Source organism: Pseudomonas sp. B414, from assembly GCF_055408445.1.
The window spans coordinates 76,224-97,171 of sequence record NZ_JBUZTQ010000007.1 but is presented as its reverse complement, the minus strand read 5'-3'; the positions used below and the strand labels follow the sequence as shown (position 1 = coordinate 97,171).

Genomic DNA, 20,948 nt, shown 5'->3' with positions numbered 1-20,948 from the left:
CGACCCAGGGTCGTAGGAGTGGTTGATGGGGCAGGCAAGCAGTCAGGCGGCAGAAGACGGTCACTCCAAGGCAAAGCCTATCGGGATGCTGGTTGCGGCGGTGGGGGTGGTGTATGGCGATATCGGTACCAGCCCTTTGTACACCCTTAAAGAGGTGTTTTCCGGCGGGTATGGTGTACAGGTCAACCATGACGGTGTCTTCGGTATTTTGGCGCTGATCCTGTGGTCGCTGATCTGGGTGGTCTCGATCAAGTACGTGCTGTTTATCCTGCGGGCCGACAACGAAGGTGAGGGCGGCATCATGGCCCTGACCGCTTTGGCGCGACGGGCGGCGTCACCTTATCCGCGGTTGCGTTCGGTGCTGGTGATCCTGGGGCTGATCGGTGCTGCGCTGTTTTACGGCGACAGCATGATTACTCCGGCGATCTCGGTGCTTTCCGCTGTGGAAGGGCTTGAGCTGGCATTCGACGGGCTGGAGCGCTGGGTAGTGCCGCTGGCCCTGATTGTGCTGGTGCTGCTGTTCCTGATTCAGCGCCATGGTACGGCCAGTATCGGCAAGCTGTTCGGGCCGGTCATGGTGGTGTGGTTTGTGGTGCTGGGCGGGCTGGGGATCCACGGTATCGTTCAGCACCCTGAAGTGCTTAATGCGCTAAACCCGATATGGGGCGTGCGCTTCTTTGTCTCTCACCCTGGCATGGGCGTGGCCATTTTGGGCGCCGTGGTGCTGGCGTTGACCGGGGCCGAGGCGCTGTATGCCGATATGGGCCACTTTGGCCGCAAGCCGATTGCCCGGGCCTGGTTCATTCTGGTGCTGCCAGCGCTGGTGCTCAATTACTTCGGTCAGGGCGCGTTGCTGCTGGAAAACCCTGAAGCTGCGCGCAACCCGTTCTACCTGCTGGCACCGGCGTGGGCGCTGGTTCCCTTGGTAGGGCTGGCGACGCTGGCGACGGTCATTGCCTCCCAGGCGGTGATTTCCGGGGCCTTCTCTCTGACCCATCAGGCGATTCAGCTGGGTTATATCCCGCGCATGCATATCCAGCACACCTCCAGTGCCGAGCAGGGGCAGATTTATATTGGTGCGGTGAACTGGTCGCTGATGGTTGGGGTGATTTTGCTGGTGCTGGGCTTTGAATCCTCGGGTGCCCTGGCTTCGGCCTACGGGGTGGCGGTGACCGGAACCATGCTGATTACCAGTATTCTGGTGTCTGCGGTGATGTTGCTGTTGTGGAAGTGGCCACCTGTTCTGGCCGTGCCGGTGCTGATCGGCTTTTTGCTGGTAGACGGGCTGTTCTTTATCGCCAACGTACCGAAAATCTTCCAGGGTGGGGCATTCCCGGTGCTGGCGGGGATTGTGCTGTTTATCCTGATGACCACCTGGCGGCGCGGCAAGCAACTGCTGGTGGACCGTCTTGATGAAAGCGCACTGCCGCTGCCGCTGTTTATCAGCAGCATTCGGGTTCAGCCGCCGCACCGGGTGAAGGGTACTGCGGTGTTTCTGACCGCGCGTCCGGATGCGGTGCCCCATGCGCTGTTGCACAACCTGCTGCACAACCAGGTGCTGCATGAGCAGGTGGTATTGCTCACGGTGGTCAACGAAGACTCGCCGCGGGTGCCCGCTTCGCGGCGCTTTGAGGTGGACGCCTATGGGGACGGGTTCTTCCGGGTGATTTTGCACTTCGGCTTTATGGATGAGCCAGATGTGCCCGAGGCACTCAAACTATGCCATCTCGATGAGCTGGATTTCAGCCCGATGCGCACCACTTACTTCCTTAGCCGGGAGACGGTGATTGCTTCCAAACTGGTGGGTATGGCGCGTTGGCGCGAAGGTTTGTTCGCTTTCATGCTCAAGAATGCCAATAGCAACCTGAGGTTCTTTAAGCTGCCGGTCAATCGGGTGATTGAGTTGGGGACGCAGGTCGAGATGTAATCCCGCTCAGGCGGTACAAAAAGCCCCGGCTCGCGAGAGTCGGGGCTTTTTTGGTTGTTACCGGGAAGAGACTAATGTGGGAGCGGGCTTGCTCGCGATGCGGTTTTTCAGGCTAACCGCGTTGATGCCATCGCGAGCAAGCCCGCTCCCACAGTTCTCATCAGGGTGCCCGACTTACTCGGTAGTGGCCTGATGCTTCTTGATCAGGTCCACCAGACGCTGTGCCAGTGCCGGGTAGTTCTCGTCAAAGTGATGGCCGCCGGGCAGCTTGAGGCTTTCGCCCACGGCAGTCTTGGCGGTGCAGCCGCTTTCATCGACCTCTTCTGCACCATAGATGCACACCACTTTGCTCGCAGGCAATTTGGACATCTCTTCCCCGGTATCGGCTTCTGCACCGGCCTTGCCCAGCCAGCCATCAACGTGAATCTCAAAGCTGCCACTGCGGGCAAATGCCAGCAGCATGATTGAGTCAACGCGCTTTTGCTCGGCTTCGGGCAGGCGGTTATAGGTGGCAGGCAGCACGTCTGCACCAAACGAGTAGCCCACCAGCACAAAGCGCTGAGTGCCCCATTTTTGCCGGTAGTGCTGCATCAGTTCGGTCAGGTCGGTGGCGCTTTGCTCGGGAGTCTTGTGCTGCCAGTAGTAGCGCAGCATGTCGATGCCCACTACCGGGTAGCCGATCTTGGCCATTTCCCCGGCCACGTCGCGATCCAGGTCACGCCAGCCACCGTCACCGGAGAGGAACAGGGTCACGGTGCTGTTCTGCTGGCCAGCAGGCACTTCGACCACCGGCATGCTCAGCCCGCCGTTCTCATCGCCCACCAGTATCTTGCGCAACTCGTTGCTCAGTACCTGGGGGTAGTGAATGTCGTAATCGCTGATGCTGGTCTGCGCATTAGGCTGGTCGCGTACGAAAGCGGCGCTAGGGTCATCAGGGTTGTCGTTCCAGGCCACCAGCCAGTTACCGTGGGCAGCAGTTTTCGGCACGGGCAGGGCGCAGCCAGGTTCTTCCAGCTTGAAGCCTACCGACACAGCCTGGGCCTTGTCGTTGCTTTGCTCGGCCAGCCAGCGCCAGGCCAGGGTTGCTCCGGGGCCGATACCGCTGACCAGGGTTGCCGGGCCCTTGAGCTGTTGCAGTGCGGTTTGCAGCGCCTGCTGCTGCAGGGTGCAATCGTCCTTGGGCAGGATCACTTGCACCAGCTGCGCTTTACCGCCACGGCTCAAGGCCAGCAGCTGCTTGTCATTAAGGGCTTCTTCGGCAGGGGTGGCGATCACCACCTGTGCCTGGGCTTTCTGCCCGGGAGTAACCTTGGTCAGGGTCGAGCCATCGGCTTGGCTCAGGTGTTCTATCGTCGGTTCTGGAGCCGGACGATTCCACCACCAATAGCCGCCTGCTGCCAGCGCGACCAGAACTATCAAGGCAAGCAACAAAAACCGCCAGGAACGATGTTTCATTAACGTTTCACCAATCCAGTCAAGCCGCCTGCAATCAGGGCGGCGGTATCAGCCAGCGCTACCAGCGGATCGAGTCCGGCGGGCACGGCCATATAACGAGGTTCCCAGTCAGGCTGGAATTTGTCTTTAAAGCGACGCAAACCCTGGAAGTTGTACAGGTGCTCGCCGCGCTGGAACAACATCGACCCCAGACGCTGGGTCAGAGGTGCGCCACGCCGCGGTTGCAGGCCGGACAGAGGTACCATCCCCAGGCTGAAACGTGCGTATCCATGCTTTTTATAATGCTGAATCAGGCCGACCATCATGAACTCCATGGTCAGTTTCGGGGCGTCTGGGTGGGCACGCATCAGGTCGAGGCTCGACAGCTCGTGGCTGTGGGTCTCAAGCAAGTTGGCGAAAGCCACCGGTTTGCCTTCGAAGCGGATGATCGCCACGCGAAAGTGCTTGATGTACTCCTCACTGAAACGTCCCAGAGAGAAGCCTTTTTCGCGCACATTCTTGCCGGTGAGCCAGGCATCCGAAATCACCTTGAGCTCATCCATCGGTGCTTCACCCGGTTCGTGAATTTCCAGTGACAGGCCGTCACGGGTGCCACGGTTCCAGGTGTAACGCAGGTCCTTCATCTCTTTGCCCTTGGCTTCGAGATCAAAACGGTGCAAGTCGACCCGGGCTTCTTCGCCGAGCTTGATCGCAGTCAGGCCGATGTCCATATAGAACGGCAGGTTTTCGGCGCGGACTTGATAGAACACAGGGCGGGCGTGGACGGTGTCGCACAGGTCGCGAAACTGCCAGATCAACTCGGCACGCTGCTGCGGTGGTCCGATCGGGTCATACAGTGCCACCAGGCTGCGTCCGCGGCGGGCATACATCAAGAAGGCGTTGTCGTCCGGGTGGAACAGCAGGGCCTTGTCGCCGGTCAGGGCCAGGCCGCCGTCGGGCTGGTCGGAGGCGAGAATGATCTTGCCGGCCTTTTCCAGTTCGACGGCATCGGGCAGGTGGATCACCGGGCGGGCGGTGCGCAGCAGCCAGGTCAGGGACACGACCACCAGCAGCACGGCGGCACCCAGCAGCGAGCGCAGGCCTCTTGGGGCGTCTGAGTCGAGGGTGAATTGCCACCACAGCTGATGGCTGTACGGAACGTCCTGATAGGCAAACAGCAGCAGCCAGATCGAAGCGCCCAGCACGCAGATGCTGGCCACCAGATACAGCGGCGAAAACGGCAGCTCGGTCAGGCGGCTCGGGCGGTAGAACGAGCGGCGGAACAGCCCCAGCAGGCTGGCGGTCAGGACCAGGATAGTGGCCTCTTCCCAGTCAAAGCCCTTGAGCAGGGACAGTACGGCGCCTGCCAGCAACAGAATGGTGGTCAGCATCCAGGCGGCTGACAGGCGTCGGCGCAGGCCCTGGGCCAATAGCAGGCAGAGCACGCCGATCAGGCTGGCGCCAAAGTGCGAGGCATCAACCAGGCGATGGGGGATCAGAAAACCGATATGTTCAAGGCGTGTGTCGATCTCGGGGGTGGCGCCGGAAAACAGCAACACCACGCCAGACATAAATACCAGTATCGCCAGTACCGGCGCTGCCAGGCCCGAGGCAACCCGCAGGCTTTGCCGGGTATGGATCAGGCGCTGGGCTTCGTTCATCAACAGCATCAGGCAGGCGATCAGCAGCGGCAGGATCACGTAGATCATGCGATACAGCAGCAGGGCGGCAGCCAGTGGTGCGGCACCCAGCTTGTCGGCAAAGGCGGCCAGCAGGATCGCTTCAAAGACACCGACACCGCCGGGTACATGGCTAAGAACGCCAGCCGCCAGTGCCAGCAGGTAAACCAGTATAAAGGCGCCAAAAGGCGGAGCTTCAGGCAGCAGTAAATACAGCACGGTGGCAGCAGCGGCCACGTCCAGTGCGGTAATCACCAGTTGCAGCAGGGTCAGGCGCGGGCTTGGCAGGCGTAACGTGCGACGCCCGGCCTTTACCAGCAGGTTATCCGGGATCGGTTGCTCGGGCAGGCGTCGGCGGTAGATGCCCAGCGCCAGCACGGCAAACAGCGCCAGTACCGCGAAGGCGATCGAACCCAGTATCCAGGCCGGAATATGCAGGGCGGCGGAGGCTGCGGGCAGGTTGCTCAGCGTTGCCAATGCTGCCAGGGGCGGCAGTGCGCAGCCCAGAGACAGGCTGGCGAACAGCGTCATATGGGCGACTTCCGATGCCCCTACGCCATGACGTGCATACAGGCGATAGCGCACCGAGCCGCCAGAAAGCAGCGACAAGCCGATGGCATTGCCAATGGCAAAGGCGGTAAAGCCGCCCAGCGCCAGAGTTTTAGGTGGCAGTTTGACCCCGGCGTAGCGGCTGGCTGACCACTCATAGCCGAGCAAAATCAGGAAGCCCACGGCAGTAGCAGCCACGGCGCCGAGCAGGGCGGGCTTGGGGACTTCCAGGATCGAGTCGTGCAGGGCATACAGGTCAAGTTCGCTGAGCAGATGGCGACAGGCAATCAGCGCTATGGCAAACAGCAGCAATGTGAGCGCCAGGCCAATGGGCTGGCGATACTTGCTCAGCAAATCCAGCCAGCGCAAACGGGTCGCGGCAATTGGATGGGCTGCTGTAACGGTTTCTTTAAGTTCTGGCGAATTATCGGGCATCAATCACCTCGTGGATCGTGCGCGATAGGATGGAGGCATAGGCTCAAGTTACCAATCCTTTTGGTCAAAATATTTCTAAATATGTACAGCCGTTTGCCTAAGGTTCAGGTTTAGCCTGAGGAAAAAGGGTAATTGCTGTCGCGAAGCATAGACGAGCGGACTTTCAGAAATATGACGTTTAATGTCAATAAACGCCTGACCCGAACTTTTCGAGCACGCACAAAAAAGGCCACTCTTTCGAGTAGCCTTTTTTGATGTTTGGTTGCGGGAGCCGGATTTGAACCGACGACCTTCGGGTTATGAGCCCGACGAGCTACCAGACTGCTCCATCCCGCGTCTGTGTGGTGGATTCTACAGCGGATCGTGCAGGTGTCAACCCTTAAATCACGTAAGCGCTTGAAATACCCGGTTTTAATCCATTTCCTGCGATTGGCAGGAGGAGGGCAAAAACACCCGGGCACAAAAAAGGCCACTCTTTCGAGTAGCCTTTTAATGTTTGGTTGCGGGAGCCGGATTTGAACCGACGACCTTCGGGTTATGAGCCCGACGAGCTACCAGACTGCTCCATCCCGCGTCTGTGGGGCGCACTCTACAGTGATGAGCGGGGGAGTCAACCTTTAATGCGTAAATGATGTAAATAAGGTCGAAATGATGCTGGTACGCAATTTTGTAGTCGCTGCCGAAGGCTGCGATAAGGTCCGAAGGACCTTCGTCAGCAAACAGCTAAAGAAAGCAGGGCTGCTGCGCACTCCCATCGCAGCCTGCGGCAGCGACTGCAGATAGGTGCGACAAAACACGCACGCACAAAAAAGGCCACTCTTTCGAGTAGCCTTTTTCGATGTTTGGTTGCGGGAGCCGGATTTGAACCGACGACCTTCGGGTTATGAGCCCGACGAGCTACCAGACTGCTCCATCCCGCGTCTGTGGGGTGGATTCTACAGCGATCCGCCGGGCTGTCAAACGTTAATTTAGAAAAAAGCGTTCTGCTTCAATTGGTTAGATAGAAAAAGCAGTTATGAAAATGGCTGCAGCCCCCGTTTTGTATGGTCTGTAGCTCTATTGGAAGCTGTGGTTCGATTGAAAAAACAAATTTAGCGCCGAAAATTCCCACGTCTGTCGGCCAGAATCAAGACTACTGGTGCTATATACAGTTCGTGGTGACATACTGACGATCTGCATTGCCTACTCCCTTTAAGAACGCCGTCTTACATGACACAGCGCAAAATCATCCACGTCGACTGTGACTGTTTCTATGCCGCTATTGAGATGCGTGATGACCCGAGCCTGGCAAACAGGCCTATGGCTGTCGGGGGCTCGGCGGATCGGCGTGGGGTGATTTCAACTTGTAACTACGAAGCGCGGGCCTACGGTGTGCGCTCGGCGATGGCATCCCGGCATGCGCTAAAGCTGTGCCCGGACCTGATTATCGTCAATGGCAGGATGGATGCTTATAAAGAAGCATCTAAAGAAATTCACGGTATCTTGCGCGATTACACCGAGTTGATCGAGCCGCTGTCCCTGGACGAGGCTTATCTGGACGTGTCTGATAGCCCGCACTTTGCTGGCAGTGCCACGCGCATTGCTCAGGAGATTCGGCGCAGGGTCTCCAATCAGTTGCATATCACGGTGTCGGCGGGCGTGGCGCCAAACAAGTTTCTGGCCAAGATCGCCAGTGACTGGCGCAAACCCAACGGGTTGTTCGTGATTACTCCGGATCAGGTCGAAGACTTTGTCTCGGCCTTGCCGGTCAACAAGCTGCACGGCGTAGGCAAGGTAACAGCGGACAAGCTCGGGCGTCTGGGTATCGAAACCTGCCTGCAACTGCGTGATTGGAACAAGCTGGCCTTGGTGCGTGAATTTGGCAGTTTTGGTGAGCGGTTGTGGGGGTTGGCGCGTGGGATTGATGAGCGTTTGGTGCAGAGTGATAGTCGGCGTCAGTCAGTCAGCGTAGAAAACACTTACGATACCGACTTGCCGGATTTGGCCAGTTGCCTGGAAAAGCTCCCGGAATTGCTTGAGACACTGACTCGGCGCATTGCTCGTATCGACAGCAGTTATCGCCCGGGCAAACCCTTTGTCAAAGTGAAGTTCCACGACTTTACCCAGACCACGCTGGAGCAGTCGGGCGCCGGGCGTGACCTTGAGAGTTATGAGGGGTTGTTGAGCCAGGCATTTGCACGCGGTGCCAAGCCCGTGCGATTGCTCGGGCTTGGTGTGCGTTTGCAGGATTTGAACAATGGGCATGAGCAACTGGAGTTGTTCACTCGCTAGGCGATTCGAACCCTGGTGGGAGCGGGCTTGCTCGCGATGGTATCCACTCGATGTGCCTGCTATACCGAGTTGTCTGCATCGCTGGCAAGCCAGCTCCCACAGGTTTTGCGGTGCTCACAAAATTCGGACCTTGCCGGGATCATTATGTGGGAGCGGGGCTGGCGTCAGCTGACCCCGGGATCCGCCACCAGCCGCCCGGCATCCTTGGTCAAAGAGTGCAGGAATTCACGTTGCAACTCTGGGTCGTTGCGCGTGAGTTCGATCAGGCTTTGTTCCAGTTCGCTGGCTTCTTCTTCCAGTCCCAGTTCTGACAGGCGCTTGACCCGATGTACCCATTGGTTGACGTCGTCACCCTCCAGGTCGTCATAGATCAGGTTGTGCGCTTCGAGCAGCTTGCCGCGTAAATGGCTGCTGATCGACAAGGTCGAATCCGAGTGGGTTTCGTCCTGGGCATCTTCAACCATGATAGTCAGTTTGCCGATGTGATTGAGGTCCTGCTCGGCAAAAGGGCTGTCCAGCAGGTTGAGGCGCAGCACGCCATGGCGGTCGGTGGTCAGTTCATGGGTCTGTTTGCCGGCCTTGACCACAACCGGGCGCTCAGCCCATGGCAGGCTTGAATATTCCAGGCGCTTGTCGCGCTGAACATCATCAATACCGGCCAGGTTCTGCTCGGCGCGGCCATGTGACTGTACGTTCATCGCCGGGTTGATGCCCGCGAAGCCGTAATTGATCCAGTCCTTGGTCACGCTGTCAGGCAGTTGCCCGAACATGAACACGTTAAGCACATTGGCACCCACCCCGGCGACGATGGCCACGGCACCCAGCGGTACCTCATAGACCTCGCGCCAGGGCTGGTAAGGGGTGTAGCGGTCGTAATGGCGTGTGACATCGAACTCGGTGACCTCGAAGGTCTTTTGTTCATTGATGCGTACACGGCGTTGCGGCAGCTCAAGCACCGCTGGCGAGCCAACATCGATCTGCAGGCTGTGGGCGAGCAGTTTGCGCTCGATGCGCTCCTCGTGCTCGCTGCGTTGCGACATGTGATTGGCACAGCCGCCCAACAGCAGGGCGCCGCACATGGCGGCGCCCCCGAGGGTTAAGGTGTTTCGCTTGAACATGACGCCTCTATCTGGTTTCAGCGAGCGATACGGGCCTGAAGGAAGGCAAGCACATCAGCAACTGGCAGGGCTTGTGGCTCTGCTTCGGTGCGGCTCTTGTATTCCAGATTGCCTTCTGCAAGGCCACGGTCACTGACCACGATCCGGTGAGGGATGCCAATCAGTTCCATGTCGGCGAACTTGATGCCGGGGCTGGTTTTCTTGTCACGGTCGTCCAGCAGCACTTCAAAGCCTGCGCCTGTCAGTTCGGCGTAAAGCTTGTCGGTGGCTTCGCGTACGGCTTCGGTTTCGTAGCGCAGGGGTACCAGGGCAATCTGGAACGGGGCCAGGGCATCGCTCCAGATAATGCCGCGCTCGTCGTTGTTCTGCTCGATGGCAGCGGCAACCACGCGGGAAACGCCAATGCCGTAGCAGCCCATTGCCAGGGTAACCGGCTTGCCGTTTTCGCCCAGCACCTGGCACTTCATCGCTTCGCTGTACTTGGTGCCCAGCTGGAAGATGTGACCCACTTCGATGCCGCGCTTGATTTCCAGCGTGCCTTTGCCATCCGGGCTCGGGTCGCCAGCGACCACATTGCGCAAGTCGGCAACGGTCGGTACTGGCAGGTCGCGTTCCCAGTTGACGCCAAAGTAGTGCTTGTCATCGATATTGGCACCAACACCAAAGTCGCTCATCAGCTCGACCGAGCGGTCGATGATGCACGGCAGTGGCAGGTTCAACGGCCCCAGGGAGCCAGCGCCAGCGCCGATGGCGTCACGCAGTTCTGCGTCCGAAGCCATGGTCAGCGGGCTGGCTACCAGCGGGTGGTTGCCCGCCTTGATTTCGTTCAGCTCGTGATCGCCACGGATTACCAGAGCGATCAGCTTGCCTTCTTCGGCAGCGTGAACGATCAGGGTCTTGACGGTTTTTTCGATTGGCAGGTCGTAGCCTTCTACCAATTGAATGATGGTCTTGGCGTCCGGCGTGTCCACCAGGCGCAGCTCTTGAGTAGCAGCAGGGCGCGAGGTTTCGGCTGGAACGGCTTCGGCTTTTTCGATGTTGGCCGCGTAATCGGAACCGTTGCTGAACACGATATCGTCTTCGCCGGATTCGGCCAGCACGTGGAATTCGTGGGAGCCGGCGCCGCCGATGGAGCCGTTGTCCGCTTGTACAGGGCGGAAGTTCAGGCCCAGGCGGGTGAACACGTTGCAATAGGCCTGGTGCATGCGGTCATAGGTGACCTGCAGCGAAGCATTGTCTACGTGGAAGGAGTAGGCATCCTTCATGATGAACTCGCGACCGCGCATCAAGCCGAAGCGCGGGCGTGTTTCATCACGGAATTTGGTCTGGATCTGGTACAGATTGATCGGCAACTGCTTGTAGCTGTTCAGCTCGTTGCGGCACAGGTCGGTAATGACCTCTTCGTGGGTCGGGCCCACGCAGAATTCGCGCCCGTGGCGATCTTTCAGGCGCAGCAGTTCAGCGCCGTATTCTTCCCAGCGCCCGGATTCCTGCCACAGCTCAGCGGGCTGGATGCTCGGCATCAGCACTTCAAGAGCGCCTGCAGCGTTCATTTCTTCACGAACAATGGCTTCGGCCTTGCGCATGATCCGCAGGCCCATGGGCAGCCAGGTGTACAGGCCGGAAGCGAGTTTGCGAATCATGCCGGCGCGCAGCATCAGCTGGTGGCTGATAACGACCGCATCGGAAGGCGTTTCTTTCTGTGTGGCGAGCAAATATTGACTGGTGCGCATGGTTAGCCGGTGCCGTTGCTGATGACTAGATATGACGGGCATTGTACGGGCGAGTGCTGCTTGCGTACAGGGTGGGCGGGGGAGAGCGGCTCCCCCCAGTATTTACGGGTGTTTTTCGAGGTCGACTGCGGGATTCTGGCGGGCCCGGCGGCTTTCCTGGTACCAGTGCAGGCCGATCAGCAGCAGCGTCGGGATGCCCATTACCGCAGTGATGATAAAGAAGTTGTGATAGCCGAACTTCTCGACCATGACCCCCGAGTAACCGCCCATCAAGCGCGGCAGCAACAGCATGATTGAGCTGAGCAGGGCGTATTGGGTGGCAGAAAACTTGAGGTTGGTCAGGCTGGACAGGTAGGCCACGAACGCAGAAGTGGCGAGGCCGGAGCTGAAGTTGTCGAGTGAAATGGTGACGATCAGCATGTCCAGGTTCGGGCCCATGTCCGCCAGCAACATAAACAGCAGGTTGGTACTTGCTGATGCTGCCCCACCAATCAGCAGGATCGGCAAAATGCCGAAGCGCACGATCAACAACCCCCCCATGCCGGCGCCTACAAGGGTCATGATCAGGCCGAAAATCTTGCTGACACCGGCAATCTGGTCTTTGGTGAAACCCTGGTCGATATAGAACACGTTGGCCATGACGCCCATGACCGTGTCCGACATGCGATAGGTGGCGATCAGCCCCAGCAGCAGCAAGGCCTGCCAGCGATAGCGCACGATAAAATCGTTAACCGGCGTCAGAACTGGCGCCAAACCTCGTCGTCCGATAGATGACAGGCACAGTACCGTGAGCAGGGTGTAAAGGATGGCGCGCAGAAATGCCCGGTCTTCCAGCACCAGATTGAGCGGGCTGACGCCTTCAAACAGCACCCCGGCAAAATCGGTGTTGTAGAGCTGGGTGAACATGGCCGGGACTGAAACCAGCAACACGATCAGTACAAATACAGACGCCAACTGGTGACCGAAACTGTAGCGCCCGGCCGACAGCTGAGTGCGCAACGGCACCGGCGGCTCACGCATAAACAGGGTGGTGAGCAGCGCCGGAACCATCAGCAAGCCGAACAGCACATAGGTGCCGGTCCAGGCCGAGTGTTTGTAGTTGAAGCCGGTGGAGCCGAAGCCCTCGGCAAAGAACAGGGCGCCAGCGGTGGCCAGCAGGGCCGCCACGCGATAACCGGACATGTAGCTGGCGGCGAGCGCAGCCTGGCGGTTGTCTTCAGCGATCTCCAGGCGATAGGCGTCGACGGCTATGTCCTGGGTCGCCGAAGCGAAAGACACCACCACCGCAATGGCAATCAGCCAGGACAGATGTTTTTGCGGGTCACAGAAACCCATGCCGATCAGGCCCAGGATTACCAGGGTCTGCGACAGCACCAGCCACGAGCGGCGCCGGCCCAGTTTGCCGAGCAGCGGCAAACGCCACTGGTCCAGCAGCGGTGACCACACCCATTTAAAGGCATAGGCCAGCCCGATCAGGCTCGCATAACCAATGGTTTCACGGGCCACACCGGCCTCGCGCAGCCACACGGAAAGGGTTGAAAACACCAGCATGTACGGCAAACCGGCGGCGAAACCGAGCAGCAACAGCACAAGGGTCGAGGGGCTGGAATAGGCAGCTAGCGCTTCGCGCCAGGTTTTACGGGGCATGGACTGGAGTCTGCCTCTGGTTGCGGAAACAAAGGGCGCACTCTAACCGTAGTGCTCTATCTGGCGCCAGCCATGACGTTGTATATCCACACGATTATTCATGATAGTCAGACCTTCGGCTCGCAAACGCGCGCGCTGTTCGTCCCCGGACGGGCTGCCTACTGGCAAACTGATACGACCGCCGGCAGCGAGAACCCGATGCCAGGGCAGTCGAGTGCCTTCCGGCAGTTGGCTGAGGGTTCGCCCGACCCAGCGCGCAGCGCGACCCAGTCCGGCCATTTCGGCCAGTTGGCCGTAGGTCACCACACTACCCTCGGGCACCAGCATCAAGGTTGAGTACAGCGCAGTGCGGCGAATTTCGGCAGGGGTTTGCGGAGTGTCTGTGGGTATATTCACGGCGAACGTCTGGTCGGGGGTTGCGGTTAACTGAACTATAGAAGGAACTCCAACATAATGAGTCGGTCTTTCTTCCTCAAGGGCGTGTCCACCCGGATAATGCCGTCATTCTTTCGCAATTCTGAGTTTCGCAGCCGCTTATGTTGTCCAGAACCCTGTTATGCATTGTATTTCTGACTATTGCCACGCCCGTGATTGCCGATACGGTCTGGTTGAAAAACGGCGACCGCCTGAGCGGCAAGATCAAAGTCTTTGATGGTGGCAAACTGCTAATTCAGACCGACTATGCGGGCGCAGTCCCCATCGACTGGAAGCAGGTCAAGACCCTTGAGAGCGACCAGGAGTTGCTGGTCAAGCAGGATGCCTGGACCGGTGAAAAGGCCAAGTCACTGCAGGCAGCCGAGGACGGCAACGTGACCCTGGCCAACGGCGAGGCGCCCAAGACCGTGCCTCTGGCCAGTATCCAGCAAATCATCAAGCCCAAACCGCTGGTCGAAGACATGGTCTGGAAAGGCAATGTTGATGTGGCGATGGACTACAAACGGGCGGACAAGGATACCGACGACTACGATCTCGATTTCAAGACCACTGCCCGCCACGGCGCCTGGCGTCATCACGCCGAAGGCGAATACAACCGCGAGTTTCAGAACGACGTAGTAACGACGGACAACTGGACCGCGGAATATGCTCTGGATTACTTCATCAGTGACAAGTGGTACTGGCAAGGTCGGCTGACCTATAACCGTGACCGGGTGGAAGACATCTCCCGCCAACGCACTGTCGGTACAGGTCCTGGTTACCAGTTCTGGGATGATGAACTGGGCGCATTCTCGCTGGGTTCACTGCTCAATCGCACCGATTATGAATATTCTGATGGCACGAAGGACAACTTCTACTCGCTGGCCATGAAGTGGGATTACAACCGTTACCTGATGGGTAAAACGGTTTCCTTCTTTACCAATGGCGAGCTGGGCAAGTCGTTGGAAGGAACATCGGACTACAGCCTCGATTCCGAAATCGGTTTGCGTTACAAAGTCACCGAATGGGCATCGCTCAACCTCAAGGCTGAAAAAGACCTCATTGGCAGTTCGAGCGGCTCTGATAATGCGCTGAACAAAACCCGTTATACCTTCGGCTTTGGTGTTACCTGGTAAGACATTTCGACAAATTTCCGCGGTTGCCGAAGGAACGAGGCTGCTGCTACAGGTTTTTTCGTGGCCGGGTTTAGATCCGCAACCCGCCATCCAGCTCCAGAATCCGCCCGGTGTAGTAGTCGTTCTCGAAGATGTACGCCGCCGAGTGGGCGATTTCTTCAACTTTACCCATGCGTTTGAGCGGGATGCCCGAAGTCATTTTCTCAAGGGCTTCGGGTTTCATGCCCAGGGTCATTTCGGTTTCGATAAAGCCCGGCGCGATGCCGGCAACACGAATGCCGTAGCGCGACAGCTCCTTGGCCCAGGTCACGGTGGCAGCTGCCACTCCGGCCTTGGCCGCCGAGTAGTTGGTCTGGCCAACGTTGCCGGCACGGGAAATCGACGAAATATTGATGATCGCGCCCTGGTTGTTCAGCTCGACCATTTTCGCTGCCACTTCACGGGTACACAGGAAAACCCCGGTCAGGTTGACGTCGATTACCGCCTGCCATTGTGCCAGGCTCATTTTGCTCATGACCCCGTCCTTGACCTTGAGCAGCAGCCCGTCACGCAAAATTCCTGCGTTGTTGACAAGACCATTGATCGCGCCAAAATCTTCTGCAATCCGGGCCACGGTTTGCGTAACCTGTTCTTCGTCAGCGACGTTGCACAGGTAGGCGCGAGCCTCAACACCTTGTGCCTGACAGGCGGCGACCGCCAATTCGAGCTTTTCCGGGTTGAGGTCGACCAGTGCCAGTTTGGCGCCCTTGGCCGCCAGGTACTCGGCCATGGCACGGCCCAGCCCCTGGCAGCCGCCAGTGATAATGATTACTTTGTCTTTTAGTTGCATGAGTGCCCTGATCTCGACCGTTATCGACGGATTTTTATTAAGGAGTCATAAGTTGAGCGTTGAAGCTGCCAAGCATGCCCGAGAATTACTGCTCAAGGAATACCGTGGCGCCCTGGCCACCCAGTCCAAGGCCATGCCGGGTTTCCCGTTTGGCTCCGTGGTGCCTTACTGCCTGGACGAGCAGGGGCGGCCGCTGATTCTGATCAGCCGTATTGCCCAGCACACCCATAATCTGCGCAAGGATCCCAAGTGTTCCTTGATGGTCGGCGAGCGCGGGGCTGAAGACGTGCAGGCGGTTGGTCGCCTTACCGTGCTGGCCGAAGCCGAGCAACTGAGCGACACGGCAGCCATTGAGGCCGCAGCCGAGCGTTACTACCGCTACTTCCCTGAAGCGAAGGGCTATGACACCGCCCATGATTTCGACTTCTGGGTACTTAACCCGGTGCGCCACCGTTATATAGGCGGCTTTGGGGCCATTCACTGGCTGGATCAGGTCACGCTGGCCAATCCCTTTGCCGGGCAGGTCGAGGTGCGCATGGTGGAGCATATGAACAGCGACCATGCCAATGCCATCGAACACTATGTCGAAATGACCGGGCTGCCCCGCACGGCGCCAGCTACGCTGGTGGGCATCGACAGCGAAGGCATGCATTTGCGGATCGGTGAAGGCCTGCACTGGCTGGCCTTTCCTGAGTCTTGTAATACTTCGACACAGGTACGCGAAGCTCTGGTTTTATTGGCTCGCGCCAGTGAGTGGCCGAAAAAACAGACGGCATAGCCTTGAATTTGGCGAGGCGCGCCGTCATCTATATCTGGTTGGAAGATATTCTTCCGGAGAGGAATCATTTGATGCGCGCTTTTCTATTGCTCTTTCTGTTGTTTCCAGTGCTAGAGCTGTACGTCTTTTTCAAGGTCAGCACCGCCATAGGGTTTTTCCCCGCGTTGCTGCTGATCATTGCCGGCTCCATGCTGGGTGTTCTGGTCGTTCGCGTCGCAGGCTTGGCCACGGCGCTCAAAGCGCGCGAAAGCCTGAATCGCGGCGAGCTGCCTGCTCAGCAAATGCTTGAAGGCCTGATGCTGGCGCTGGGTGGTGGACTGTTGGTTCTGCCTGGTTTTATCAGCGATGCGGCCGGTCTGTTGTTGCTGTTCCCGCCAGTTCGCCGGTTTCTGGTCAACCGCCTGCGCAAGCGTGCTGAAGAACAGGCCATCCGCCAGCGTGCGTTTGCCGAAGACTTCGAAGCCGCACGACCACGCGCCCATCAGCCTTTGGGGCGTGAGCCCAATGTGATCGAAGGCGAGTTCGAGCATCGCGATAAATAAGGCTTTGGCGTTATCTACACGGCACCTTGGGTGCCGTGTCTGTTTCAAGTGGCACGCCAGGTTAAAAATTTCGTGGGCGTGCCCTTGTAATAAGTGGATGCGCCCTTATGTAACGGACACCGCAGGGTTTTACTGGCAACAGCAAAACCCCAACCGCGAATCGCACCCGGCATTTCCGGAATTGCAAACCCAGCCGGTATTGACACCGGCCGATGAACACCACAATTAGGAGAGATCGACAATGAAGCTTCGTCCTCTGCATGACCGCGTCGTAATCCGTCGCAGCGAAGAAGAAAAGAAAACCGCTGGCGGTATCGTTCTGCCGGGTTCTGCTGCCGAGAAAGCCAACAGCGGCGAGATTCTCGCTGTCGGTACTGGCCGCGTGCTGGACAACGGTGAAGTACGTGCGCTGGCCGTGAAAGTGGGTGACAAGGTTGTGTTTGGCCCTTACTCCGGCAGCAACACTGTAAAAGTCGACGGCGAAGACCTGCTGGTTATGGCTGAGAACGAGATTCTCGCTGTAATCGAAGGCTGATTCCCCGCTCCTTTTCCCGTTACTACAAAGTATTTAAGGAAGAACGAACATGGCTGCTAAAGAAGTTAAATTCGGCGACTCCGCCCGTAAAAAAATGCTGGCCGGTGTAAACGTCCTGGCTGACGCAGTAAAAGCGACCTTGGGCCCTAAAGGCCGTAACGTGATCATCGAGAAGAGCTTCGGCGCTCCGACCATCACCAAGGACGGCGTGTCCGTTGCAAAAGAAATCGAGCTGAAAGATCGCTTCGAAAACATGGGCGCGCAGCTGGTTAAAGACGTTGCCTCCCGTGCCAACGATGACGCTGGTGACGGTACTACCACTGCAACCGTTCTGGCTCAGTCGATCGTCAACGAAGGCCTGAAAGCCGTCGCTGCCGGCATGAACCCGATGGACCTGAAGCGTGGTATCGACAAGGCGACCATCGCTATTGTCAAAGAGCTGAAATCCCTGGCCAAGCCATGCGCTGACAGCAAGGCAATCGCTCAGGTAGGTACCATCTCTGCCAACTCCGACAGCTCCATCGGCGACATCATTGCCGAAGCCATGGAAAAAGTCGGTAAAGAAGGCGTGATCACTGTTGAAGAAGGCTCGGGCCTGGAAAACGAACTGTCTGTTGTTGAAGGCATGCAGTTTGACCGTGGCTACCTGTCCCCGTACTTCGTCAACAAACCAGAAACCATGACTGCCGAACTCGACGGTCCGCTGATCCTTCTGGTCGATAAAAAGATCTCCAACATCCGTGAACTGCTGCCAGTTCTGGAAGCTGTTGCCAAGGCCGGCCGCCCACTGCTGATCGTATCCGAAGACGTTGAAGGCGAAGCCCTGGCGACTCTGGTTGTGAACAACATGCGCGGTATCGTGAAAGTCGTTGCTGTCAAAGCACCTGGCTTTGGCGATCGTCGCAAGGCAATGCTGCAGGACATCGCTGTTCTGACTGGCGGTACCGTTATCTCCGAAGAGATCGGTCTGAGCCTGGAAAGCGCTACCCTGGAACACCTGGGTAATGCCAAGCGCGTCACCGTGACCAAAGAAAACACCACCGTTATCGACGGTGCTGGTGTTGAAGCTGACATCCAGGCGCGTGTGACTCAGATCCGCGCCCAGGTAGCTGACACCACTTCGGACTACGACCGTGAAAAACTGCAAGAGCGTCTGGCCAAGCTGTCTGGCGGCGTTGCAGTGATCAAGGTTGGTGCTGGTTCTGAAGTAGAAATGAAAGAGAAGAAAGCCCGCGTTGAAGACGCCCTGCACGCAACTCGTGCAGCCGTTGAAGAAGGCGTGGTACCTGGCGGTGGCGTGGCACTGGTTCGCGCTCTGCAGGCCATTGCTGACCTGAAAGGCGACAACGCCGATCAGAACGTTGGTATTGCACTGCTGCGTCGTGCTGTTGAAGCACCTCTGCGCCAGATCGTTGCCAACTCGGGTGACGAGCCAAGCGTAGTTGTCGACAAAGTTAAGCAGGGTTCGGGTAACTACGGTTACAACGCAGCCACTGGCGAATACGGCGACATGATTGAAATGGGTATCCTTGACCCGGCCAAAGTGACTCGTTCGGCTCTGCAAGCGGCTTCGTCGATTGCCAGCCTGATGATCACCACTGAGGCGATGATCGCTGAGATCCAGGAAGACAAACCAGCTGGCGGCATGCCAGACATGGGCGGCATGGGTGGTATGGGCGGCATGATGTAAGCCAGCCTTACCCCGATACGCAAAAGCCCCGCCTGAGTAATCAGGCGGGGCTTTTTTTTATGCCCCTCTCCCGGTGGGAGAGGGGACTGACCGGACTGATGCAAGATTCAACTCAATGCCTTCAGGCTGCAGAGATTCTGAAATATCCCCCGATCAGCCCCCTCTCCCTTTGGGAGAGGGTTGGGGTGAGGGTCGTGGGTCAATTAGCGCTCTGAAACCTGCACATGCGCCTTTTGCTCCGGCTTCCAGCCCAACAGCTGCTGCTTATATCCGTGGCTGGCCGCCTGATAGTAGGTGATCGCCCGTTCAATCAACGGGTCGGTCGCCGGTACCCGCGACTCAATACTGGTAGTCAGCGCCTCGTCGTGGCGACGCAGGCCCTGGCGCGGGCTGAGAATGGCCAGGTCTTTGCCGTCAAACAACCCCAGATGCTGGTAGTTGCCCACCACCACACGCGGCGCCAGCGGGTTTTCCTGCAACAGGTTACGGCCGAAGAAGGTCGACTGGTAATCCAGGTTGAGCAAGCCAAGCAGCGTCGGTGCCAGGTCGATCTGGCTGGCCAACTGCGAATCTTCGCGGGCTTCAATCAGCTTGGGCGCATAGATAAACAGCGGAATCTGGTAGTTGGTGATCGGCAAGTCTTCTTTACCGGCACTGCCTGCCGTGTGATCGGCCACGAATACAAAAATCGTATTGTCGAACCAGGGCTTTTGACGCGCACTCTTGAGGAACTGGCCGATAGCGTAGTCGGTGTATTTCACCGCGCCGTCGCGACCGTTACCCGATTTGATGTCGATCCGACCTTCAGGGTAGGTGTAAGGGCGGTGGTTCGAGGTGGTCATCAACTGCAACAGAAACGGCTTTTGCTGTGCGTAATTGGCATCGGCCAGCTTCAGGGTTTCGCGGTACAGATCTTCGTCAGCCATGCCCCAAGCGTTTTTGAAGTGAATATCGGCTTCATTTACGCTGCTTTGGTCAACGACGCGGTAGCCGTTGCCACTGAAGAAGGCGTTCATATTGTCGAAGTAACCGCGCCCGCCGTAGACAAACACGCTGTCGTAGCCCACGCCGTTAAGCTGCTGGCCCAGGCTGGCAAAACCGCTTTCCCGGCCGATACGCTTGACGATGGAACGTCCCGGGGTCGGTGGAATAGCCAGGGTGATGGCTTCCAGACCCCGGTCGGTACGAGTGCCGGTGGCGTAGAAATTATTGAAGTACAGGCTCTCCTTGCGCAGTTGATCCAGGTTTGGCGTCAGGTTGCGGTCGTCACCGTTGCTGCCAAGGTACTTGGCGCTGAAGCTTTCGATGGTCACCAGTACTATATTGGGCTGACGCGCGGTACCGGGGTTATCGATATTACGGCGGATATCCAGCGGATCCTGGCCAACAAAGGTGGCGTTGGGCTCGGTCAGTTCGTTGCGCAGTTGTTTGGCCACTACATCAGCAGGCAGGCTGGCGTAAAACTGCTGGTAATCCAGTTCGTTGTTACGGAAAGCAGCGAAGAACTGGTAGGGGCCATTGCTCGCCAGTTCATGTTGATAGGCATTGCCACCTTGACCGCGCGGACCGTCCTGGTCGAGCAGTTGCAGACTCAGGCCCGCTACCAGCATCAGGCCTGCAAACGTGGCGATACGACCGCCCACTGTTGGCAGCGGAGCTTTCATGGTTGCATTGAACGGCTTGCGCAAAATCAGGCTCAGTACAATGGCAGCCAGGGCGATGGCGCTAAGCAGGATGCCGATCGGGTAGGACTCCAGCACGTTATTAAGTACTTCGTCGGAGTAGACCAGATAGTCCACGGCTATAAAGTTGAAACGCACGCCGAATTCATCCCAGAACAGCCACTCGGCCACGGCGGTGAACAACATGGCGAACAGGCTGACGGTCAGCAGACCTTGCAGAAACCACTGATGGCAGCGACGACGCCACAGGGCCGGCGGGCACAGCAGCAGGTACAGACCCAGCGGCACGGCGGCATAGGTCAGAAAGCCAAGGTCGTAGAGCAGGCCAATGCCAAACACCGGTAGCCAGTTGTTGCCGGCTTCTCCCAGGTGAGTGACCAGCAGAACGCCTCGGGTGATCAGAAAGGTCGCCAGCCAGCAGCCAGTCAACAGCAGGAGATAGCGCATAGGCGCGGTGTGCAGCAGACGCATTAGTTGTTTTTCCTTAAACGCGGGGGGGGCGAAAGTGTGCGGGCGCCACTGTATTGAGTTTGTGAACCGATAGTAAAA

General features: G+C 58.1%; 15 protein-coding genes and 3 tRNA genes. 7 read left to right on the top strand and 11 right to left on the bottom strand.

All coding sequences use genetic code 11. The features are described 5' to 3' along the window. Positions 1-25 precede the first annotated feature (25 nt). Positions 26-1,927: a potassium transporter Kup gene (locus ACZRMH_RS08595; RefSeq protein ID WP_464013054.1), complete on the top strand. Its 1,902-nt coding sequence runs from the start codon at positions 26-28 to the stop codon at positions 1,925-1,927. A gap of 174 nt (positions 1,928-2,101) precedes the next feature. Here the strand turns inward: ACZRMH_RS08595 and ACZRMH_RS08590 are convergent, their stop codons facing one another. From ACZRMH_RS08590 to ACZRMH_RS08570, 5 genes are all read right to left on the bottom strand, one after another. Next, complete coding sequence (locus ACZRMH_RS08590) at positions 2,102-3,382, bottom strand: virulence factor family protein (RefSeq protein ID WP_464013053.1); 1,281 nt, start codon at positions 3,380-3,382, stop codon at positions 2,102-2,104. Next, complete coding sequence (gene mprF / locus ACZRMH_RS08585; protein ID WP_464013052.1) at positions 3,382-6,024, bottom strand: bifunctional lysylphosphatidylglycerol flippase/synthetase MprF; 2,643 nt, start codon at positions 6,022-6,024, stop codon at positions 3,382-3,384. The genes ACZRMH_RS08590 and mprF overlap by 1 nt, the downstream gene beginning before the upstream one ends. 259 nt (positions 6,025-6,283) lie before the next feature. Continuing rightward, positions 6,284-6,360 (bottom strand) — tRNA-Met (locus ACZRMH_RS08580). A gap of 161 nt (positions 6,361-6,521) precedes the next feature. After that, positions 6,522-6,598, bottom strand: a tRNA-Met gene (locus ACZRMH_RS08575). Between the two features lie 269 nt (positions 6,599-6,867). Continuing rightward, positions 6,868-6,944: transfer RNA gene (locus ACZRMH_RS08570), tRNA-Met, on the bottom strand. Positions 6,945-7,233: 289 nt separating this feature from the next. On the opposite strand from ACZRMH_RS08570, the gene dinB reads away from it, so the two are divergent. Next, a complete protein-coding gene (gene dinB / locus ACZRMH_RS08565) occupies positions 7,234-8,295 on the top strand; it encodes a DNA polymerase IV (RefSeq protein WP_464013051.1) in 1,062 nt (353 codons plus the stop codon). A 164-nt stretch (positions 8,296-8,459) separates the two neighbouring features. On the opposite strand, the gene ACZRMH_RS08560 is transcribed toward dinB, so the two are convergent. The 4 genes from ACZRMH_RS08560 to ACZRMH_RS08545 form a co-directional block, all read right to left on the bottom strand. After that, positions 8,460-9,413 (bottom strand): hypothetical protein, encoded by a 954-nt coding sequence (locus tag ACZRMH_RS08560; protein ID WP_464013050.1) that lies wholly within the window; start codon positions 9,411-9,413, stop codon positions 8,460-8,462. A gap of 17 nt (positions 9,414-9,430) precedes the next feature. Beyond that, positions 9,431-11,146: a proline--tRNA ligase gene (locus ACZRMH_RS08555; protein WP_464013049.1), complete on the bottom strand. Its 1,716-nt coding sequence runs from the start codon at positions 11,144-11,146 to the stop codon at positions 9,431-9,433. Positions 11,147-11,248: 102 nt separating this feature from the next. Further along, on the bottom strand, positions 11,249-12,793 hold the full coding sequence (locus tag ACZRMH_RS08550; RefSeq protein WP_464013048.1) for an AmpG family muropeptide MFS transporter: 1,545 nt from the start codon (positions 12,791-12,793) through the stop codon (positions 11,249-11,251). A 42-nt stretch (positions 12,794-12,835) separates the two neighbouring features. Beyond that, positions 12,836-13,189: an MGMT family protein gene (locus ACZRMH_RS08545; protein ID WP_464013047.1), complete on the bottom strand. Its 354-nt coding sequence runs from the start codon at positions 13,187-13,189 to the stop codon at positions 12,836-12,838. Between the two features lie 140 nt (positions 13,190-13,329). Between ACZRMH_RS08545 and ACZRMH_RS08540 the strand changes: the two genes are divergently transcribed. After that, complete coding sequence (locus ACZRMH_RS08540; RefSeq protein WP_464013046.1) at positions 13,330-14,343, top strand: DUF481 domain-containing protein; 1,014 nt, start codon at positions 13,330-13,332, stop codon at positions 14,341-14,343. 70 nt (positions 14,344-14,413) lie between these two features. Here ACZRMH_RS08540 and ACZRMH_RS08535 read toward each other — a convergent pair whose 3' ends face one another. After that, a complete protein-coding gene (locus tag ACZRMH_RS08535) occupies positions 14,414-15,172 on the bottom strand; it encodes an SDR family oxidoreductase (RefSeq protein ID WP_464013045.1) in 759 nt (252 codons plus the stop codon). A gap of 52 nt (positions 15,173-15,224) precedes the next feature. Here ACZRMH_RS08535 and ACZRMH_RS08530 point away from each other — a divergent pair, with 52 nt between their 5' ends. From ACZRMH_RS08530 to groL, 4 genes are all read left to right on the top strand, one after another. Then, positions 15,225-15,950 (top strand): HugZ family pyridoxamine 5'-phosphate oxidase, encoded by a 726-nt coding sequence (locus ACZRMH_RS08530; protein ID WP_464013044.1) that lies wholly within the window; start codon positions 15,225-15,227, stop codon positions 15,948-15,950. A gap of 71 nt (positions 15,951-16,021) precedes the next feature. Then, positions 16,022-16,492, top strand: coding sequence for an FxsA family protein (locus tag ACZRMH_RS08525; RefSeq protein WP_095003356.1), 471 nt, complete (start codon positions 16,022-16,024; stop codon positions 16,490-16,492). A 241-nt stretch (positions 16,493-16,733) separates the two neighbouring features. Further along, positions 16,734-17,027 (top strand): co-chaperone GroES, encoded by a 294-nt coding sequence (locus ACZRMH_RS08520; RefSeq protein WP_019827816.1) that lies wholly within the window; start codon positions 16,734-16,736, stop codon positions 17,025-17,027. A 49-nt stretch (positions 17,028-17,076) separates the two neighbouring features. Continuing rightward, positions 17,077-18,717, top strand: a complete 1,641-nt coding sequence (gene groL, locus ACZRMH_RS08515; RefSeq protein WP_095038382.1) for a chaperonin GroEL — start codon at positions 17,077-17,079, stop codon at positions 18,715-18,717. A gap of 203 nt (positions 18,718-18,920) precedes the next feature. On the opposite strand, the gene ACZRMH_RS08510 is transcribed toward groL, so the two are convergent. After that, the gene (locus ACZRMH_RS08510; protein WP_464013043.1) at positions 18,921-20,870 is read right to left on the bottom strand and encodes an LTA synthase family protein; all 1,950 of its coding nucleotides are present in this window, start codon (positions 20,868-20,870) and stop codon (positions 18,921-18,923) included. Positions 20,871-20,948: the final 78 nt, after the last annotated feature.

Excerpts from the sequence above, each read along its gene's own strand:
- ACZRMH_RS08550 (WP_464013048.1), bottom strand. The coding sequence starts at position 12,793 with ATGCCCCGTAAAACCTGGCGCGAAGCGCTAGCTGCCTATTCCAGCCCC.
- dinB (WP_464013051.1), top strand. The coding sequence starts at position 7,234 with ATGACACAGCGCAAAATCATCCACGTCGACTGTGACTGTTTCTATGCC.
- ACZRMH_RS08595 (WP_464013054.1), top strand. The coding sequence starts at position 26 with ATGGGGCAGGCAAGCAGTCAGGCGGCAGAAGACGGTCACTCCAAGGCA.
- mprF (WP_464013052.1), bottom strand. The coding sequence starts at position 6,024 with ATGCCCGATAATTCGCCAGAACTTAAAGAAACCGTTACAGCAGCCCAT.
- ACZRMH_RS08535 (WP_464013045.1), bottom strand. The coding sequence starts at position 15,172 with ATGCAACTAAAAGACAAAGTAATCATTATCACTGGCGGCTGCCAGGGG.
- ACZRMH_RS08510 (WP_464013043.1), bottom strand. The coding sequence starts at position 20,870 with ATGCGTCTGCTGCACACCGCGCCTATGCGCTATCTCCTGCTGTTGACT.
- ACZRMH_RS08555 (WP_464013049.1), bottom strand. The coding sequence starts at position 11,146 with ATGCGCACCAGTCAATATTTGCTCGCCACACAGAAAGAAACGCCTTCC.
- groL (WP_095038382.1), top strand. The coding sequence starts at position 17,077 with ATGGCTGCTAAAGAAGTTAAATTCGGCGACTCCGCCCGTAAAAAAATG.
- ACZRMH_RS08590 (WP_464013053.1), bottom strand. The coding sequence starts at position 3,382 with ATGAAACATCGTTCCTGGCGGTTTTTGTTGCTTGCCTTGATAGTTCTG.
- ACZRMH_RS08540 (WP_464013046.1), top strand. The coding sequence starts at position 13,330 with ATGTTGTCCAGAACCCTGTTATGCATTGTATTTCTGACTATTGCCACG.
- ACZRMH_RS08560 (WP_464013050.1), bottom strand. The coding sequence starts at position 9,413 with ATGTTCAAGCGAAACACCTTAACCCTCGGGGGCGCCGCCATGTGCGGC.
- ACZRMH_RS08525 (WP_095003356.1), top strand. The coding sequence starts at position 16,022 with ATGCGCGCTTTTCTATTGCTCTTTCTGTTGTTTCCAGTGCTAGAGCTG.
- ACZRMH_RS08520 (WP_019827816.1), top strand. The coding sequence starts at position 16,734 with ATGAAGCTTCGTCCTCTGCATGACCGCGTCGTAATCCGTCGCAGCGAA.